Raw genomic sequence first — 15,725 nt, 5'->3', positions numbered from 1 at the left:
AGATTGAAGTGTTAGATATTATTTCCAACACTCTTTTGAACGATCAACACTCCCACCATCAGCCGAAACTCGTTTCAAACCCGTATTGGTAATAGTAAAATTATCACAATGAGAATCATTTTGCTTAGCTTGAGCGTCTGCTGTTAACGTATATGAAGTACACGGTGATGCAGCAGTACCTCCACATGCAGCTGGCAATGCGGTCAACTCAATTGCATAGTTATCCTGCTCTGACATTACAGGAGCAGTCATGCCTAAACCACCAGCGTTCCTTGCCGCTGTAAGACTCGATGCATAACTTAGATTCTGAGCATAGTAACTCTCTTGAATTTGTGCTATCCGTAACAACTCAACTTTTGCATCTGTCCTTTTGCCTTTTCGTACATGCTCCATATAGGAGGGAACAGCGATAGAAGCAATGATCCCAATTATTCCAACCACTATCATCAATTCAATTAAGGTAAAACCTTTATTAATTTTTAAACTATTCATTTTGCACCTATTTTTATTATTCATTATCAATCCAATAAACTCTTTGTAATGCTTTATTTACCGGTGATCCACCAACACCATCAACTGTTATTGCTGGGTTACCTGGCCCACAATACCCCGCACATACTTTAACTGGTGCTCTTTCACAATTACCTGCTTCACAGTTATTCTCATCTATAGCCGGAAAGATAAGTTGAGGCGTACCCAATATCTCACCTGAAGAAGCTTTAGTATTCGAATACTCAGTCCCTGCATTCAGATCAAGGATATATAATCTAGACTCATTAGGCTCAACACAAATTGTGCTTGGAGTAGCCGGATCTATAGCTGTCTTGCCAAATGTTGTAAAAAATATTTTATTTTGATAAGTAATTGCAGACGACAGTACCTTTTCTCCATTAGTACTTGTTAAATCTTTATACCAACCTTTAAACGAATCTAAACTTATATTGAAAGTATCTGTAGATGGAGACAAATCAGCCATTTCAATTTCTGTCGTAGTACTCGCAGGTGGATTAAAAACTTCTTTATCGTATAAAACAAAGAATTTATCCTCAACACTTTCACTTAACGGATTCGTTCTATCTCCAGAACCAATTGCTATGGTTATAATAGGCTTTCCTTTATTTTTGAATACTGCTATTGAAGGCTCTTCAAAGAACTTTCTTTTTACAGTTCCAGCCCCACCTAAATCAGCGAATTTATGAAGTTCAGCTTTAGCTAGATCATAAGGAGTAGAAGGAGAATCAGCCTTACCCGCATCTAGATCAACACGCCAGAAATATCCCCCAGTATCTCCAAAGTAAAGCCTATCAACAGAACCATTATTATCAATATCTAAAACGCTTATATTTGATGGAATTGAATATGACTCTGTAGTAGTGATTGTTTTTGAAAAAGTACTTGGGCCACCAAGAGCATCAACAATATAAACTGCATTTGCCTGATCCAAAACTTCATCTCCAGCACTATCATCAATGTAGCCACCACCAAAAATTAAAACTGGCGCAGGATCACTACTAGCATTCCGCTTTAACATTTTAACGACAGGTTGAGACCAGGAATTACCATCACCAAACTCACTAGTCCACAATAATTTTGGGTCAGTAGGATCTGTTACATTAAGTGCGTAGTAACCTTTTCCACCTCTTCTAAGCCCGAAGAATATATAAGCCTTTTCTCCATCATCAACATCTAAAACACCATTGCCACGAGTAATAGTTGCATTAGTTCTATCGTCAATCCATAAAGTGATAGGAGAATCGACACCATATATATGCCTAGACAGAACAGTATTATAATATTGTGGTTTAATATTTTTAATCAGCTCTCTAGGCATGAATGTGAATGCTTCGGTTCCATCTGCATCATTAATAGCATGTAAAAAACCTTCATTACTACCGACAAATATTACTTTCTCATTACCTGTTGTTTTAGCTATTTCAAGCTGTATAGGTTTACTATGCATGATATCCCCCATATGATTTCTAGGCGTATCATCATTGTTTGTTCCACTTATGTACTTTAAGAATTCATCTTTCTCTGCATTTGTAGTTCCGACCCCAAAATCATCATTAGTCGCAGAAGATAATTTAACTAAACTACCTCCAATATTCGTTTTCATACTAATTGAAAGGCGTTCCGCAGGATCTATTTTATTAGCCGCTCCACCGCTACTTATAGCATCTTTGGGAGTCGCTGTAGTATCAGTCCACATATCTCTAGCAGTACTTAAAATTGAACCATCTTCATCTGTTGCAGAGTTACCCGCCTTATCCATCAACTCACCATTGATAAGCTGGAACTTTTTAAGGTTACCCGGCCATACAGTTCCCCTTTTATCAAACATGGGAACATACACTGAGTTTCCATGAGACAACAAAGTAGATGTATCTACTGAATAAGAAGGAGCAGCAAAAGATCGGGCTTTACCGGCAATAGAATTAATAAGCTGTTTAAAGGCTTCGACCAATGTTGCCTCATCATCCGCGATCAAAAATGACCCACCGCTACTATCTGTAACTCTATTTAAATATTGCGCAGTTGCCGAGGTTTCATCAAGAGCAAGCCCTACTATATGAGTTTGAATGGTCTGAATACCTGGCACATCTATAGAGCCTGCTGTACTTCCACTCGCCTGATCTTCAGTCGCCAAAAACTTGGCTAGTTCAGGACCACAACGACCGTATAGATCTACTCCAGAACCGACAGGTGCTTCACATCCATTAGAATATGTTGTCCCAGATGCATCAATCATACTAGCGATTAAATCTGCACTTGAATTTTCTGTTGGCTCGCCATCAGTTAGAAAAATCACACCATTATTAGAACACTTATCAATAATCGGCGATTTGTAACTTTCGCTACCTTCAACAACTGATTCAGTATATGGATCAGGACATTTCGTACACTTTTCTACAGGATAATCACAAGTATAAGTATCAGAGGCATCACAACGAGTTATCGTTAATGTTTCCTTACATTTAACTCTGGTAACTGCTGAACAAACTGACTGCCCTTCAACATCTGTAGAGCACTCAGTGGACTCATAAGTTGAACAAGAATGCCAACTCGGATTATTAGCCTCACACTCAGCAACTGTACTGATATTAGAGTTACACCATCTATCAGGAACATCAGTTTCAGAACTGCAGTTAGTCCCTAAACCACAAGTCGTTCCATAGGTTGAGCATGTTCTTCCTGTATTGGTAGAACAGTTTATTCCTCCAGTAGAATCAAAACGTGTGCCTACCTCGTAGCTTGTTCCGCAACTTTCTGTTGAACCACACGAACCTTTAGTACAAGAATTTCTAGTTTCAAGTGTACATTCTGGAGTAACAGTCGTCACAACTTCCCTGAATGGATTTCCCGTCCCTGTATATGTCGAAGGATGAGCAGAGCGAATATCTTTAGGTGCATACTTTCCCCAATGTACTCCTTCTCCACGAAAATAGAGTGCAGCCTCGTATAGGGCATCAACCATAGGAGTACTTCCTCCTACTTCCCAAATACCTTCTGCTGGGGAAGATAATAGACTCAGATATTCTCTTGAAGTGTTAGCAGCGGCAGCAGGCATATAACTGTTATCTGGGGATACTCCAGGATGCGTATAACCCTCTCTATTTAGAATCTCTTGTGCATTACCTGTAATAGGACTTACCGGGTATGATATTCCGTGTGCCACCGAAGCACCTAAATTACTTTGAGCACCACCAGAAAAAATGGATAAGCCAAAATTCATACTATCAAATTCGGAGTTGGCAACAATAGCCTGAAATGCTCCACGCAATACATCTACCCTAGCAGGATCAGAAGCAGAAGGAGTGCTGTATTGCTCTTTGCCCCACCCCATACTTCCAGATAAATCCATGACAAATAGAATATTAGCAGAGGTAGGTGTATCTAGAATATCCGTGTCATCTGCTGATACGGATACGCTAATAGATAACACTATCATTGAGATTAAATATTTTACTAAGCGTTTCATTTCTAATACCTATTTATCTTATTTTAATTTTATTAATTTAACGTTTTTAATTTATCAAATTATGGCGCGATGGGAATTGCTAGCCCCTCGGTATGATTATCTCTTGCAGATGTAGCATTAAGACTACTTGCTCCGTTGATTTGAAAAACCTGATAATTAAATCTAGCATCATTTCCAAGCCCATTAGGCGGTAAAGTGTCCGTTACACCTTGATAAGAAACCGTTGCTGACGAATCAAGAGTAACCCCGCTTGTTACTGTTTCAACCGGATTAAAATAACTTGCTGGAACAGTCACATTCCCACGAGTTAAAGCAGCTTCACGAATATTAAATAAATCTGAACCCGAGCGACCTAAGGCTGACTCAGCACCCTGAAAAACCAGCGCTGAATACATACTATTACCGGCTGTTTGAGTATTCATGCCCGTCATACGCGCTGCGCTAACCCCTAAAACCGTAATGATCAGTAATAGAATTAAAGCCATTACAAGGGCAATGCCTTTTTGCTGACGTGGATATTGTCGACGAAAATGTTGTTGACGATGATGCTTTATTGATGACATTTGTTTCATTTTACAAAGTATTCCTCAAACTAACCGTAGTGGTAAAAACAGCACGTAAAAATCTATCATTTGGTGACGTGTACACGCTATCAAGCAATGAATATTCTATAGACTCAGGACTATCTTTTACTTCTCTAGACGAACGAACCAGAATTGCAATCTGTACACTGACAATATTATCGGCAAACGTTCCTACTTGAGTGGCATTGATATATCTATCCACTTCAGGGTCACCATCTATATTGACCCCGTATAAAAGTTGAATATTTTCAATGCCTTCCGCAATATCCACCTTATCAGCAGTTCTTGAACCAGCACACTTCAAAGTACTATCTTCTACAAAAAAGGAGCTATAAATTCTTGCTGCATCTGAGTCTTGATTTATCGCGCTTATACGACACTCAACGGGTAATGGCTCCCCCGCACAATCAGAAAAAATATTATTATCGCCTAAGTAAATGACACCTATGCTATCGCTTGCGCCTGAAGCGCCATCATCCGTATATGTATCAGGAAAATTAGCAATTGATTCGGCAACCACGCTTTGCTTACCACCACTACATGCCGAAGATACAACATCATCAGTAATAAAACTGGAAGGAAAAATAGAGCCAGAAGGAAATGATGTATAACCTGCATGCTCTATTGTCTTGGACATAATTTCCAATGCCACACGACCGTTGTCTTGTAATAAGGAGTATTCATCTCTTTGAATACTCGTCTTTTTACTAGTCAAATATGACGATGTAATACCCACTAATAAGAACAAACCAATAATCATGGCTATTAAAAGCTCAAGTAACGATAGACCTTTTTGCTTGTTTCTACTTAAAAGACTCATGGCAATATCCTCGTATTGATAACTAATGAGTCACTTTCTATATCTTCTCCTTCTTCTTCTTGTCCAAATCGTCTTTCGCTCCATTGAACTTCAATTCGTACATCACCTGTAGCTGAACCATTCGGATAAGTAACAGCAACATCGCCATCAGATAGAACTACAATATCATTTGCAGTAGAAGCCTTAACCCCACCTGTTTTATGAGATGCAGTTGTTGCCTGATAGCCACAAACAACATTATGAAGATCAAATGCAGCTATATTAGCCGCAGAACAATTTGCAGTAGAGCTATTACACCCAGGTGCCGCACCACTACAATCAACAGGATTAGCATTATCTACTAAATAAAATCCACCTATCACTCCTTGTCTATTAGCACGCATTCGTTCTGTCAGTGTATATACAATATTTGCTGCTTGTTGCTTCATATAGGAATGTTGTGTTCCTTTCATGCCCACTATTTGCAGACCAGCTACTCCAAGAATTCCAATCGATAGAATGAGTGCCGCAATCATTACTTCAATCAAACTAAAGCCTGATTGTTTTGATGCATTACTATTAATAATTTGAAAATTTTTGGAAGTCAGTCTTTTCACTATTATTCTCTGTATTATTTTTATATTTATGTTGAAGTAACTAATGATTGGTAAGTAACACTATTCATCGAAGTTATAAAAACTCAGTAATTACGACGATTGAATACTTTCTTATATGACTGTTTTATCTAACAGCAATCACAAACAACAACTCTATTATTTTAACTATTATAACTGTATGTTTCTTAAGCTCAGTTGAACCGAGCTCATCTATTGATCAATAATTCTACATTTTCTTTATCATAATTAATATTATTTTGCCAATCCCAAGACTAGCGGTAGACACTCATTGATAAATGGTAATTTATAAGTCACCCCCCCTACTTATAGGCTGATTTTTAAACACTTTTTACGGTAACTGGGAACCTTATTAGAGTAACAGCCTAATAAGAAAATAGGATATAGCGTGCTTCGCAACTACAAAACCACTTCTTTGCCTAATCGCTTTAACTCTCGCCTGTGTTTTTTATAATTAGGGTCACAATCTTCGACTAAATCCCAGAATCGGGAAGAATGATTCATTTCAAGGGTGTGACAAAGCTCGTGTATCATCACATATCGCACCACATCTACAGGCATAAACAGTAATTTACAGTTGAGATTGATATTTTTTTTACTCGAGCAGCTTCCCCAGCGTGTTTTCTGTGCCCTGATACTCAAACCGTTATAATGAAAACCATGTTCTTCTGCCAATTGTTGGAGCATCAAGGTAAAAATCTTTTTTGATTTTTTTTTACACCATTGATTAATCAGAAAATACAGTTCACTGATATCAGAGATATCACCAGAAATTCTCAAACAATAATCATCGTCCTCTTGCAAACTCATTTGAGTACTTGATTGATTAATGTAATCGATATTCCACTGTTCATTCAAAACACGTAAATTCAATGACGTTGGGATTATCTCTTTTTCAGAAATTGAAAGTTTGCTTAGATTTTTTTCTACCCAGACAGATTTCGATTGAATAAAAGAATGCCCCAAGCTATCAGGGGTTCCTGCGGGCAGGACAAGACTCAACTCACCTGAATTAGATAACTTGATTCTAATATGTTTTGCCCGTTTAGAGCGGACGACTAGATAGGGGTGAGCACCATCAGACAGGGCTAAAGAATATGTATCACTCTTCAAGTTCTTTTTGTGCCCTTGGCCAGGAATTAATAATTGCGTGAACCAACGTAGCCAATGGAATGGCAAAGAAGACGCCCCAAACACCCCACAAACCACCAAATAATAACACCGCAGTGATGATTGCAGCGGGATGCAAATTTACCATTTCTGAAAACAATAAAGGAACCAGTAAATTACCATCCAGAAACTGAATGACCCCATAAGCGATTATCACGTAAACCGTTTCAGTAGAATAGCCCCATTGAAAATAAGCCACAATCGCAACAGGCAAGGTAACAAGAGCTGCACCAACATAAGGAATTAATACGGAAACACCAACAGCAAATGACAATAACATCGCATAGTTCAAGTTAAACACCATGAAGGTGATATACGTAATGACCCATACCACCACGATTTCCGCAAATTTACCTCTTACGTATCCTGCGATTTTACCGTTCATTTCATACCAAACCTGCGATACCAATGTTCTATCAGTAGGTAAGAATGCTTTAAACCAATTGATAATGATTTCTTTATCTTTAAGAAAGAAGAATATCAATAAAGGCACAACCACCAGATAAACCATAAAGGTGAGTAAATCTGACACAGAAGATAAAGAGAAACTAACGACAGCTTGAGAAAAATCAGTAATCTGGGTTCTTATCCCTATCAACAACTCGCTAACTTGCTGTTCAGAAATAATATTCGGATATTTTTCAGGCAACTGCATTAATAATGCCTGCCCTTGGGCAAACATTTTAGGAATTTCCAAAACAAACTGCGTAGCTTGTCTAAACAATAAAGGCGCTAATATAAACAGCACAATTAATAACAATATAATAAACACACTAAAGGTAGACAGTATTGCAACCAGCCTTGGCACCTTGCGTTTTTTTAACATGCTGACAGCGCCATCGAGCAAATAGGCGATGATGATTGAAGCAAGTAAAGGTGTTAATACATCACCAATAAAATATAAAACAGTTGCACCTAAAACAAGCAATAACGCTAATATGGCTACCTGAGGGTCTGTAAAATGCCGGCGATACCAGTCATTAACGAGTTTTAACATAATTTAAGCTTATCTCTTTTGTACTTTATAATTTATTTTTATTTATTGATGAGCTTAATTGTTTGGGCCTTGGTATTCTTTCAAAAATACCGCTTCAAGCTCATCGATAATCTGTTCTGCTTCCTTTCCCTGCAACATATGAGCCGTCATAAGATCGGATATCGGGTGTAAAATATTATCCTTATTTACCATAGGATAAGTCTCACTCAGTCTTTTAATAGCTTTTATGACACTCTCATTTTCAGGGCGTTCAATATCAAGAGGTTCAGTAAGGGATGTTTCCTTACCTTCCTGCTCTAACGATACTTTAGCTTCTTCAGATGCTTGAGTTAGTAAAAATTCTGCAAAAGAAACTAATGTCTGTTGCTTGGAAGCATCAAGCCCTTTAAAAAGCTTGAGCAGCTTTCGCTCAGTTTTACTGCCTTGAATAGGCATTGTTGGTAAGGTTGGCAACATTTACTTCTACTCTACCGCTAAATAACTATTACTAAAGGTATTAAAACAAAATAATAGCACGATAAGCAAAAAAAATCGGACAAAAAAATCGGAGAACAAAGTCTCCGATTTTTAAGCTAACAACAAGGTTACTATTTATTTTCTTTACAATAGCTTCTGGCAAAATCCAGTAGCTCTTCCATGGTTCTTACACGGAATTTTTGACGCTGCCTAACAAAAGAAAACTCTCTGCTTAGAGGCGGGTCTAGTGGAACTGTTACCAACGTACCAAGTTTTAATTCCTTTGCCAAGCTCACACTAGACAATACAGAAATACCCATCCCCGCTTGTATCGCACCTTTTATAGCTTCTGGACTACCTAGCTCTAAACAGGCTTTCAACGCATGCTTGCCAACACCTTGAGCTCTCAGGTGATCAACAATTACTTCTCTAGTGCCTGACCCTTCTTCACGACAGATGAAAGGATATTCAAGCATCTTTTTAACAGAGATAGCTTTTTGTTTAGCCAATTCATGATCTGGAGGTACAACAACCACAAGGTCGTCTTTGCGACAGATTTCCACCAACAAATTTTTATTTGTAACTGGACCTTCAACCACACCTAAATCAATGACATTGTTTTCGACCATCGAAACAATGCCTTCTGTATTAGATACTCTAAGCCTCAGCAACACTTCAGGATTCTTTGCATTAAAGTCTCCCAGTAATGCCGGTAGCATATATTCGGATATGGTTGTTGAAGCCCCAAGTGTCAACGAACCACTAATACTACCCGTTATCTCACGAATAGCATTTTCCATTTCTGAATACTTTTCAAAAATAATTTCTGCATATTCAAACGCGACATGCCCTGCCTCTGTGAGGCTAACCCTGTTATGAGCACGATCGAATAATCTTGTATCAAATTGTTCTTCTAGCTGACGAATTTGAAACGTAACGGCAGGTTGTGTCATGTGTAGTACTTCTGCAGCTTTTGTAAAGCTCAGCAGTCTAGCTACAGCATGAAATACCTGTAATCTCCTATCTGACATAGGTTTTTGTACTCCTAAATTAACTCTTACTCGCAATAATTGAATGCTAAGAAATATTTTTATTATTATCCTTAGCAACTGTATTTATATAACAATCAACTTATATAGTAGGTGAACTCCTTTAAAAATCAAGAAACCCGACCTTTTTAGACCCTGTCTAGAAAATATTTTTATTACAAGATACTTTTTTTGACACTATAAAATTATTATATAACCCTTGTACTTTACTCTGTTACTAAAAATACTAAAGTAACATTCAAAATGATACGGTATCAGAAAAATCTAAACCTGATTTTGCTCTTTATCTATTTGAGAAACCTCAGTTTTTTTTTGCTCCGATGAATTACCAGGAATTCTAGGATCATCATCGTCCATCAGAATCCTATGTGCTGGTCCTTCCATATCATCGTACTGACCACTTTTCACTGTCAGCACAAACGCAAAAACGACAATCAACATGACTAGAACTCCAATCAAAATTGTCATTGATAAAGCACCCATATTTTTTACACCTTCAATTCACCTTAATTCATTTATTTAATATAAAAACATCTTGAATTTTAAATCATTGATCTTTTTATAGTAAACACTTCAAGATATCAATACTAATAGCAAATCACATGCCAACTTTGTATCTTGTTGTTTTTATTAGTAAAATATTTTTTACTCTATTTATACATATATTTAATAGCGACAAATACTGACACTATTAAAGACAACTTTTGCTCAATCATGACAACAGCACTTGCCAAATATAATGTAAGTATTACATTATGCTATTACAACTAATTAATGAGGATGCAAAATATAAGCATTCAATATTATCAAATTGTGAGAAGTCGTATTCGTACGCGAGCATAAACATAACGATAACTAATAGGAGAAGCACATGCCAGACATTGTACACCCCGTATCTGTCGAATTTGCAGCAAATGCAAATATTAATGCAGAGCAATACCAAGCTATGTACAAAGAGTCCATAGACAACCCCGACGGATTCTGGGCAGAACAAGCCAATAAATATGTATCCTGGTTTAAACCCTGGGATACGGTATCAGACTGGAGCTTTGATCAGGAAGATCTTCATATCGAATGGTTTAAAAATGCCAAGTTGAATGTCTCATATAACTGCCTAGACCGTCATTTAGAAAAACGCGGCGATCAGGTTGCAATTATCTGGGAAGGCGATAGCCCAGAAGATGATCGCAAGATTACCTACAAAGAACTTCACGAAGAAGTTTCACGCTTCGCAAACGTACTGAAAGATCGCGGCGTGCAAAAAGGTGATCGTGTATCACTTTACCTACCAATGATTCCAGAAGCTGCAGTGGCAATGCTTGCTTGTACGCGTATCGGTGCTATCCATTCAATCGTCTTCGGTGGCTTTTCACCTGACGCATTAGCAAGTCGTATCAATGACTCTGATTGTAAAGTTGTCATCACTTCAGACCAATCAATGCGTGGCGGACGTAAAATCCCACTGAAAGTGAATGCTGACACAGCTATTGATAACTGCCCTGGCGTGACTACCTGTATCGTTGTTCGTCGTGGTGGTGATGACGTAGCATGGACAGAAGGCCGTGATATCTGGTACGACGAAGCTATTGCAGCTGCAAGCCCAGATTGTCCTCCAGAAGAAATGGACTCAGAAGACCCGCTATTTATCCTCTACACGTCTGGTTCTACAGGAACACCAAAAGGTGTACTTCACTCAACTGGTGGTTACCTGGTTCAAGCCGCAATGACACACGAAGCTGTGTTTGATTATAAAGACGGTGATGTTTACTGGTGTACGGCTGACGTTGGTTGGGTAACAGGACACACTTACATCGTATATGGCCCGCTAGCCAACGGTGCAACAACCTTAATGTTTGAAGGCATACCAACCTACCCTGATATTTCACGTTTCTGGCAAGTTGTTGATAAGCACAAAGTTAACATTTTCTATACTGCTCCAACCGCAATCCGTTCATTAATGGGTGCTGGTAATGGTCCTGTAGAATCAACCTCTCGCGAGACCTTACGCGTACTTGGAACCGTTGGCGAGCCAATCAACCCAGAAGCCTGGGAGTGGTACCACGGTGTTGTCGGTAATGGAAAATGCCCTATCGTTGATACCTGGTGGCAAACAGAAACAGGCTCACACATGATGACTCCATTACCAGGCGCGCACGCATTGAAGCCGGGTTCTGCGACAGCGCCATTCTTTGGTGTTCACCCTGTATTACTGGATGACGAAGGTAACGAGATTGAAGGAAATCCTGCATCAGGTAATCTGGCAATCGATCGCCCATGGCCTGCCATGATTCGCACGGTATTCGGAGACCACAAACGTTTCTACGAAACATACTTCTCAATGTTTAAAGGCTATTACTTTACGGGCGATGGCGCGAAACGTGACGAAGATGGAAACTACTGGATCACAGGACGTGTTGATGACGTATTAAACGTATCTGGTCATCGTCTTGGAACGGCTGAAATCGAAGCGGCTCTTGGCTTACATGAAGTTGTTGCGGAAGCTGCTGTTGTTGGTTACCCACACGATCTTACTGGTCAGGGAATTTACGCTTACGTGACACTTATGGACGGCGAAGAAGGATCAGAAGAGCTTAAAGCAGAACTGGTTAAACTTGTTCGTGGCGAAATCGGACCGATTGCAAAAATCAACATTATTCAATTTGCTCCAGGCTTACCTAAGACACGTTCTGGTAAAATCATGCGTCGTATCTTACGTAAGATAGCGGCAGATGAAGTTGATGGATTGGGCGATACATCTACACTTGCTGATCCATCTGTTGTGGATGACTTGATTGATAATCGCGAAAATCGCTAATAGCCCATTAAACACCTACTAATTAGATAGATGATTATTAGGTATTTATAAGCAAAAAAACCGCCTGTAAGTGGGGAGGTGCCTTTAAAGTCCCCCCCCTACTTTAAGGCGGTTTTTTTATTCATTAAATATTGTTATTTAACGGAATTATTGTGGTTTCAGAATGATACCTATCAAGACCCATTTACGACTATTTCGAAACTTGATGACGTTTAAATCTTAAAAGAACTTTTCTAGCTCTACTTGAATATAATCATCTTTGCTAAAGGTATAAAAAGGATCATTCTCATCCACATCGGTAAAAACCTGTCCTTCTATATTCAGCTTCATACCATTACCAATTCTTCGACTTGCTTCTAATCTCAAACTTTTTGAAGAGTTATCTAAATCGACAAAAGCACCTGCTAACAACTCACTACTGTCTTCATCATTTAACGCCAGACGCGCGCCAAAAAACAGATCGTTCTGAAAAGGAGCGTTGGCTACTTCTCCGCGTGAGTCTCTATGGTATTCAGCCAGCAAACCCAGTTCTGCACCAGATTCTGAGATAGCGGGTAAGGTATATTCAACCCCCCCCACTGCTGCAGAGTAATCATCCCCCTTTCGCTTTCGATGTATCGCTTCTAACTTCCAGATGATAGCTTCCCCTGTGTATTGAAGATCTAAACCAAGCTGGGTAATTAACGGATAATGAGGCACCAGAACTGCTTCCCCATTCTTCTGACCTATACGCAAATCCGGATCACGCGAAGTACCGTCGAAGAGATGCACCCCAAAATCAAATTCGTCTAACGACTCTGACCAATGCACCGCATAATCTATGTGTTTATCTTCAGAAGCTGACTCATAGGTTGCGGCATCTGTATCGACCACCAACGGCGTTCGAAACCGTCCATTAACACCCGAAAACGTCCTCTCTCGAAAATAAGGCAATACAAAGAAATCCACTGAACCCGTATCTGTGAGACGACTCACACGAAACATTGGCTGACCGAGCTTATCCTCGCCATCGATACCCTCAACACCATCGGTCTGATTAATAATATCTACTAGATGCTGCGACTCTGTTACACCCCAGAATTTTTTACTGATACCAAGCTGATATTCCCAGTCTCCCTTACTCACCAGGTAATCTAGCTGACGGATATCACCGTGCGTTCTTTCATCGTCGTTTTCATCCCAACGATAGAAAGGTGTGAAGGTAAACTGCTGGTCTTCATTATCCCACTTGTGTTTAAACTCAGGCAGAAAACTCAATGACACCCCCCCACTTTCGGTCTGTTTTTCATAAGCAGGATCGGTAGTAAACAAACGTCCTTCAACGGCAACATTGCCCGAGAGCTCAGCAGCAGTCACAGTAGAAGTGAACGCCAAAGCTGCGATAGACACAGCCAGTCTCTTTACAGATAGCGACAAATTATCCCCCAAACATTTGTTGAATAGATGTTGATTTTTTAAAGCCATCGTCTAACCCTGTTTTTATAGTCTAAATATTCGTTCGTAAATTTCTGCTCTAGCATGCGTTCTTCCGGCTTTATCTGCATCTCTGTAATAACCCAATAAAACGCAGGTAACATAACAAAAGGAGACAAACTACCTAGCCATATACCGAAACCAAACAAGATAATTAACATACCAAGATACATAGGATTACGGCTATATTGATACAATCCCTTGGTGACAATACCAGAAGTATTTTCGGGTTTCATAGGATTGGGCGTGGTCTTCTTTTTCAAAAACAGCAATAACGACCAGACATCAAAACTCACTGCAATAACAATAATCACCAAACCAATTTTGTTCCAGGGGGTTTGAATAATCTCGGCAACTGGCATGTATTTACTCAGTAACCACATAACAATGGCAATACTGATCGAATAAACGGGTGGTGGGATTTTAAGTTGCAACATGTAAAAGCTTCCGTGCTTTTGGTTAAATTTGTCTTTTCTATTTCAGTATTTTACTGCGATCGGCTCGCTGCTTGTAACGCTTCTTTAGCCCATTCGTGCATCACATCCTGATCTTCAAAACAGCTTTCTGGGGCGGTATAATATTTACGCACTTTAACCGCACCCGTTTTCTTTTCATATTCAAAAGGCGTCATGCCTAGCGTTTCATATTTTGGACGACTTTGATCATCTACCACAAAATACAGAACATCATCGATAATCATTGCAAACTGGATTTCTTCCAACTGCTCCTGATACTCACCCTCTGGGCTCACCCGATAACGAGATCTTAACGATTTACCGCCGAAAAATGCTTTAACGCTGACATCAGGCACATCGCAGAGTAAATCCTGAATATATGCGAGATACTCTGCGGATACTGACATGGACTTTTCTCAACGCCTTATATCGTTTACGTTTAACGCGCTAGAGACTTTTTATTGAAATCACGTTTTGATAAACCGGTTTTAAATTTATAGTTAGTCCACTCTAAAGTCGTACTTTTACCCGTTTGATGGTTCTGCATTGCCATCAACGCTGGTCGCCAATGCTTACCTGCGTATTGTTTAAATCCAGTAGCATTTAAGGTCTTTAACAAAGAATTTTTACGATCATAGTACATCACTTTTACTGGTCGATAAGCCTGAGTATCAATCCACGTCACCTGTTTTGTGTAGCCAGAATATTTATACGCAGGAATACGTTCAATCACATGACACTTCATGCCATTTCCGCACGGCTGTTCTTTGAGGTAGTTGTATGTATATTTCTCAACTTCCTGTGATCCCAAATCTTCAAAGGCAAATTCACTCCCCATAAAAGGACCAGATTTGTTTTTCGAATTAATTCGCTTAACACGCTTAAGTGCAGGAAGGTAAAGCCATTGATCATCAGGTTTTAAACCATGAGAAAAGGTCAACATCGCCGTGCCTTTGACATCAGCCGGCTCATCGAATAAGGATAAAGACTTATCGCCATCACCCTTACCTTCTAAGGTTTTGATACGAATAATTCGACGGCTGGTTTTACCAGCACGGTTTTTCAAGGTCATTACCATATTCGCAGTAAAATCAGAAAAGCCCTGGTCACTGAGGTCTGCCGCTTTAGCAATTCTTAGCCCTTTTTCCGCAGGTGTTTCAGCAAATACACCCAATGATGAAACAGTTAACAATGTCGCTAGTAACAGTTTGATTTTCATTCTCTCTCCAATTATTCATACTATTTGTTAAGTCTTATCTATCCAATTAAGACTCGATAATCACATTGCAGTTCAATCACTGCGATAGTCGGTT

At 39.2% G+C, this 15,725-nt stretch carries 14 protein-coding genes and 2 pseudogenes; 1 reads left to right on the top strand and 15 read right to left on the bottom strand.

Annotation, left to right across the window (positions count from 1 at the left end):
- Nucleotides 1–18: 18 nt before the first annotated feature.
- The 11 genes and pseudogenes from OO007_RS16465 to ccoS all read right to left on the bottom strand — a co-directional run bounded on the left by OO007_RS16465 (nt 19) and on the right by ccoS (nt 10,137).
- Nucleotides 19–492 (bottom strand): type IV pilin protein, encoded by a 474-nt coding sequence (locus OO007_RS16465; RefSeq protein WP_325809787.1) that lies wholly within the window; start codon nt 490–492, stop codon nt 19–21.
- 16 nt (nt 493–508) lie between these two features.
- Nucleotides 509–3,979, bottom strand: coding sequence for a pilus assembly protein (locus tag OO007_RS16460; RefSeq protein ID WP_325809608.1), 3,471 nt, complete (start codon nt 3,977–3,979; stop codon nt 509–511).
- Nucleotides 3,980–4,038: 59 nt separating this feature from the next.
- Complete coding sequence (locus OO007_RS16455; protein ID WP_325809607.1) at nt 4,039–4,551, bottom strand: pilus assembly PilX family protein; 513 nt, start codon at nt 4,549–4,551, stop codon at nt 4,039–4,041.
- A 1-nt stretch (nt 4,552) separates the two neighbouring features.
- Entirely contained in the window at nt 4,553–5,200 is a 648-nt protein-coding gene (locus OO007_RS16450) for a PilW family protein (RefSeq protein WP_325809606.1), read from the bottom strand.
- A 102-nt stretch (nt 5,201–5,302) separates the two neighbouring features.
- Nucleotides 5,303–5,383: pseudogene (locus tag OO007_RS20285) on the bottom strand (prepilin-type N-terminal cleavage/methylation domain-containing protein); the annotation flags it as partial.
- On the bottom strand, nt 5,380–5,979 hold the full coding sequence (gene pilV / locus OO007_RS16445) for a type IV pilus modification protein PilV (RefSeq protein ID WP_325809605.1): 600 nt from the start codon (nt 5,977–5,979) through the stop codon (nt 5,380–5,382). The pseudogene OO007_RS20285 and the gene pilV, both read right to left, overlap by 4 nt.
- A gap of 417 nt (nt 5,980–6,396) precedes the next feature.
- Nucleotides 6,397–7,110 carry a M48 family metallopeptidase gene (locus OO007_RS16440; protein WP_325809604.1) on the bottom strand — a complete coding sequence of 238 codons (714 nt, stop codon included), beginning with the start codon at nt 7,108–7,110 and terminating at the stop codon, nt 6,397–6,399.
- Nucleotides 7,100–8,164, bottom strand: coding sequence for an AI-2E family transporter (locus OO007_RS16435; RefSeq protein ID WP_131906579.1), 1,065 nt, complete (start codon nt 8,162–8,164; stop codon nt 7,100–7,102). The genes OO007_RS16440 and OO007_RS16435 overlap by 11 nt, the downstream gene beginning before the upstream one ends.
- A 54-nt stretch (nt 8,165–8,218) precedes the next feature.
- Nucleotides 8,219–8,620 carry a hypothetical protein gene (locus tag OO007_RS16430; RefSeq protein ID WP_207907089.1) on the bottom strand — a complete coding sequence of 134 codons (402 nt, stop codon included), beginning with the start codon at nt 8,618–8,620 and terminating at the stop codon, nt 8,219–8,221.
- A 131-nt stretch (nt 8,621–8,751) separates the two neighbouring features.
- Entirely contained in the window at nt 8,752–9,651 is a 900-nt protein-coding gene (locus OO007_RS16425) for a LysR family transcriptional regulator (protein ID WP_131906580.1), read from the bottom strand.
- A 282-nt stretch (nt 9,652–9,933) separates the two neighbouring features.
- The gene (ccoS, locus tag OO007_RS16420) at nt 9,934–10,137 is read right to left on the bottom strand and encodes a cbb3-type cytochrome oxidase assembly protein CcoS (RefSeq protein WP_325809786.1); all 204 of its coding nucleotides are present in this window, start codon (nt 10,135–10,137) and stop codon (nt 9,934–9,936) included.
- A 403-nt stretch (nt 10,138–10,540) separates the two neighbouring features.
- Between ccoS and acs the strand changes: the two genes are divergently transcribed.
- Nucleotides 10,541–12,484, top strand: coding sequence for an acetate--CoA ligase (acs, locus tag OO007_RS16415; protein WP_131906582.1), 1,944 nt, complete (start codon nt 10,541–10,543; stop codon nt 12,482–12,484).
- Nucleotides 12,485–12,703: 219 nt separating this feature from the next.
- Here the strand turns inward: acs and OO007_RS16410 are convergent, their stop codons facing one another.
- The 4 genes and pseudogenes from OO007_RS16410 to OO007_RS16395 form a co-directional block, all read right to left on the bottom strand.
- The gene (locus tag OO007_RS16410; protein ID WP_325809603.1) at nt 12,704–13,873 is read right to left on the bottom strand and encodes a hypothetical protein; all 1,170 of its coding nucleotides are present in this window, start codon (nt 13,871–13,873) and stop codon (nt 12,704–12,706) included.
- Nucleotides 13,874–13,938: 65 nt separating this feature from the next.
- Nucleotides 13,939–14,403 (bottom strand): annotated as a pseudogene (locus tag OO007_RS16405) (methyltransferase family protein); the annotation flags it as partial.
- Nucleotides 14,404–14,444: 41 nt separating this feature from the next.
- Nucleotides 14,445–14,819 (bottom strand): TfoX/Sxy family protein, encoded by a 375-nt coding sequence (locus OO007_RS16400; RefSeq protein WP_325809602.1) that lies wholly within the window; start codon nt 14,817–14,819, stop codon nt 14,445–14,447.
- 32 nt (nt 14,820–14,851) lie between these two features.
- Entirely contained in the window at nt 14,852–15,631 is a 780-nt protein-coding gene (locus OO007_RS16395; protein ID WP_325809601.1) for an outer membrane lipoprotein-sorting protein, read from the bottom strand.
- Nucleotides 15,632–15,725: the final 94 nt, after the last annotated feature.

The organism is Cocleimonas sp. KMM 6892 (genome assembly GCF_035798195.1).
Classification (GTDB): domain Bacteria; phylum Pseudomonadota; class Gammaproteobacteria; order Thiotrichales; family Thiotrichaceae; genus Cocleimonas; species Cocleimonas flava.
This window is presented reverse-complemented; position numbering and strand designations above follow the sequence as displayed.